The sequence below is a fragment of the Kribbella sp. genome (assembly GCF_035655035.1).
In the GTDB taxonomy this organism is placed as follows: domain Bacteria; phylum Actinomycetota; class Actinomycetes; order Propionibacteriales; family Kribbellaceae; genus Kribbella.
Genome location: NZ_DASRVN010000446.1, coordinates 1 through 3,279 on the forward strand (window position 1 = coordinate 1; position 3,279 = coordinate 3,279).

The following is a 3,279-nucleotide window of genomic DNA, read 5'->3' on the forward strand; positions in this document are numbered from 1 at the left end:
CTGCGGATCGGCGTGAAGCGGCTCCCCGGCGGCGACTTCTCGTCGTACGCCGCCAACGTCCTCAAGCCCGGCGACGAGCTCGAGGTGATGACGCCGCTGGGCCGGTTCGGGACCACGCTGGATCCGGCCAACGCCAAGCACTACGCGTTCGTCGCGGCGGGCAGCGGGATCACGCCGGTGCTGTCGCTGGTGGCGACGATCCTGTCGGTGGAGCCGTCGAGCCGGGTCACGCTGCTGTACGGCAACCGCACGGCGGGATCGGTGATGTTCGCCGACGAGCTGGCGGACCTGAAGGACCGGTACGCCGAGCGCTTCCACCTCGTGCACGTACTGTCCCGCGAGTCGACCGAGGTGGAGCTGTTCAGCGGGCGGATCGACGACGACCGGTTGCGGCGGATGTTCGCGACGATCCTGCCGCTGGACTCGGTCGACGAGTGGTTCCTCTGCGGCCCGTACGCGATGGTGGTCGGCGCTCAGGACCTGCTGCTGTCCGAGGGGGTCGCCCGCGAACACGTGCACGCCGAACTGTTCCACGTCGGCGACGAAGCACCCCAGGCCCCCGTCGAGGACACGGTCACCGACGAGGACGCCGCCCAGGTCACGGTCATCCTCGACGGCCGCCGCTCGACGTTCCCGCTCGGGCAGCACTCGAAGGCCGTCCTCGACGCGACCCTCGCCGTACGGTCGGACGCTCCGTTCGCCTGCAAGGGCGGCGTCTGCGGCACCTGCCGCGCCAAGGTCCTCGAGGGCGAGGTCCGCATGGACACCAACTGGGCCCTCGAACCGGACGAACTCCGCGCCGGCTACGTCCTCACCTGCCAATCCCACCCGACCACCCCGACAGTCACCCTCGACTACGACGCCTGACCCGGCGGCAAACCCTCCACCCGAGGGGGCGAGCTCAGTCGGTGCCGGATTCCATGGCGGCGCGGTCGAGGAGTTCGTCTTCCTCGGCGGCCTCGCCGCGGGAGGCGATCGCCTCGGCGCCGCCCTTGGGGAGTTCGCCGATCAGGTCGGTGGACGACGCCAGGGCCGCGTTCGACGAGCCGAACATGCCGAGCCCGGCGTACTGCTCGAGCTTCGAGCGCGAGTCCGCGATGTCCAGGTTCCGCATCGTCAGCTGGCCGATCCGGTCGACCGGGCCGAACGCCGAGTCCTCGATCCGCTCCATCGACAGCTTGTCCGGGTGGTAGCTGAGCGCCGGGCCGGTGGTGTCGAGGATCGAGTAGTCCTCACCGCGCCGGAGCCGGAGCGTGACGGTGCCGGTGACCGCCGTACCGACCCACCGCTGCAGCGACTCGCGGAGCATCAGCGACTGTGGGTCGAGCCAACGACCTTCGTACATCAGCCGGCCGAGCTTGCGGCCCTCGTTGTGGTAGCTCGCGAGGGTGTCCTCGTTGTGGATCGCGTTCACCAAACGCTCGTACGCCGCGTGCAGCAGCGCCATCCCGGGCGCCTCGTAGATGCCGCGGGACTTGGCCTCGATGACCCGGTTCTCGATCTGGTCCGACATGCCGAGCCCGTGCCGGCCGCCGATCGCGTTCGCCTCCAGGACCAGGTCGACCGCGGTCCCGAACTCCTTGCCGTTGATCGTCACCGGCCGGCCCTGCTCGAAGCCGATCGTGACGTCCTCGGTGTCGATCACCACCGCCGGGTCCCAGTGCGCGACGCCCATGATCGGGTCGACCGTCTCCACCCCGGTGTCGAGGTGCTCGAGGGTCTTCGCCTCGTGGGTGGCGCCCCAGATGTTCGCGTCGGTGGAGTACGCCTTCTCGGTGGAGTCGCGGTACGGCAGGCCGTGCGCGACCAGCCACTCCGACATCTCCTTCCGGCCGCCCAGCTCGTGCACGAACCGCGCGTCCAGCCACGGCTTGTAGATCCGCAGCTGCGGGTTCGCGAGCAGGCCGTAGCGGTAGAACCGCTCGATGTCGTTGCCCTTGAACGTCGACCCGTCGCCCCAGATCTGCACGTCGTCGCCGAGCATCGCCTTGACCAGCAGGGTGCCGGTCACCGCCCGGCCGATCGGGGTGGTGTTGAAGTACGTCCGGCCGCCGGAGCGGATGTGGAACGCCCCGCAGGCGAGCGCCGCGAGCCCTTCCTCGACGAGCGCCGCGCGGCAGTCGACCAGCCGGGTGATCTCCGCGCCGTACGCCGTGGCACGCGCCGGCACCGAGGCGATGTCGGGCTCGTCGTACTGCCCGATATCAGCCGTGTACGTACACGGGACGGCTCCCTTGTCCCGCATCCACGCAACCGCAACCGACGTGTCGAGACCACCCGAGAAGGCAATCCCGACCCGCTCACCGACCGGCAAAGAAGTAAGCACCTTGGACACAGGAAGAGTATGCACCACCCTGAATGATTATGCAAAACCCGTCGCTCGTGTGCCGCGTGGCTGGTGGGGTTGGTGGGGCTGGTGGGGGAGGATGGGTGCGACTGGGAGGGGAGTGAGGCTTGGATGATGGGGCGGTCGCATGCCTTGTCGGGGTGGTGTGCCGGTTTGGCGGTGGCGCCTTTGGTGGGGTTGACGTCGGTGGCTGAGATGGTGCCGTTCGCGGCGGCCACGGCTGGGTACGCGTTGCTGCCCGACCTGGATCACCCCGGCGCCAGCGCATCCCGGCTGCTGGGCCCGGTCACGCGTCTGGTTTCTGGAGCCGTACGGGCGTTCTCCGGCGTGCTCTACAACCTGACCAAAGGTCCGCGCGACGAGGAGGGCACCGGCAAGCACCGCCACGCGACCCACACGCTCGTCGCGGCCGTACTCCTCGGCTTCCTCGCGGCAGGTCTCGGCGACCGCGGCAAGTGGGCCGTGCTGGCTGTCGCCGTCACCGGTCTGGTGCTTGCAGCGGACGCACTGGGCGACTGGATCATCCTCGCGGTCCTCGCAGCGGCCGGTTGGTCGGTCGTAGGGGTGGGCCCCGCCTCAGGGGCCGCTGACGCCGTACAAGCAGGCCTGACACAGATCGGCGGCTGGATCGGCGTCGCGGTAGCGGTCGGCATGTTCGTGCACTGCCTGGGCGACAGCCTCACCCGCTCCGGCTGTCCGTGGCTCTGGCCGCTCCCGATCCGCGGCGAGACCTGGTACGAGATCCGCCTCCCGCGACCGTTCCGCTTCAGCACCGGCCACTGGTTCGAGCACGCGGTGATCGTCCCGGTCCTCACGATCGGCGGCGTACTGCTACTCCCGGGCGCCCTCCAGATCGTGCAGCGCCTGTTCGACGCCACGACGGTCTGGCTCGCCGGTCAGTCCTGAAGACGACCGGTCAGGTACGACGGCAC

The 3,279-nt window shown here is 69.5% G+C and carries 3 protein-coding genes; 2 read left to right on the forward strand and 1 reads right to left on the reverse strand.

All coding sequences use genetic code 11. The features are described 5' to 3' along the window. Nucleotides 1-867 (forward strand): 2Fe-2S iron-sulfur cluster-binding protein (locus tag VFF46_RS24605; RefSeq protein ID WP_325039568.1); only part of this gene is annotated, 867 nt, incomplete at its 5' end. Nucleotides 868-901: 34 nt separating this feature from the next. Here the strand turns inward: VFF46_RS24605 and argG are convergent. Further along, nucleotides 902-2,335 (reverse strand): argininosuccinate synthase, encoded by a 1,434-nt coding sequence (gene argG, locus VFF46_RS24610; RefSeq protein WP_325039569.1) that lies wholly within the window; start codon nt 2,333-2,335, stop codon nt 902-904. Nucleotides 2,336-2,461: 126 nt separating this feature from the next. Between argG and VFF46_RS24615 the strand changes: the two genes are divergently transcribed. Beyond that, nucleotides 2,462-3,253, forward strand: coding sequence for a metal-dependent hydrolase (locus tag VFF46_RS24615; protein ID WP_325039570.1), 792 nt, complete (start codon nt 2,462-2,464; stop codon nt 3,251-3,253). Nucleotides 3,254-3,279: the final 26 nt, after the last annotated feature.